Source organism: Bacillus sp. JJ783 (genome assembly GCF_036963225.1).
Lineage (GTDB): Bacteria > Bacillota > Bacilli > Bacillales > Bacillaceae_G > Bacillus_A > Bacillus_A cereus_U.
The window spans coordinates 1,255-1,562 of sequence record NZ_JBALMG010000245.1 but is presented as its reverse complement, the minus strand read 5'-3'; the positions used below and the strand labels follow the sequence as shown (position 1 = coordinate 1,562).

Below are 308 nucleotides of genomic sequence, written 5' to 3'. Positions count from 1 at the left end.
ATGTAACATAATCATAACATAAAAAGTATTTAAGTAACATATTTTTTTAGAAAATTTGATTCTGGTATATTTTTTGCATATAATTTTCTTATTATGAAAAAAGGAAGTGTATTATATGGTTGATATCTTTAGCAGATTCCTTGAGGTAACGAATAATATTTTATGGTCATATATTCTTATTGCAATGTTAATCGGCTTCGGTCTTTATTTCTCTTTTAAATTGAAATTTGTACAGATTACTCATTTCGGTGATATGGTCAGTTTAATTAGTAAAGGATTTAATCGAAAAGAAAAAAAGAAAGATAGCA

Annotated in this window: 1 pseudogene; it reads left to right on the top strand. The window is 24.4% G+C overall.

Annotated elements, in window-relative coordinates:
* Nucleotides 1–115: 115 nt before the first annotated feature.
* A pseudogene (locus V7038_RS29100) lies at nucleotides 116–308 on the top strand (sodium:alanine symporter family protein); the annotation flags it as partial.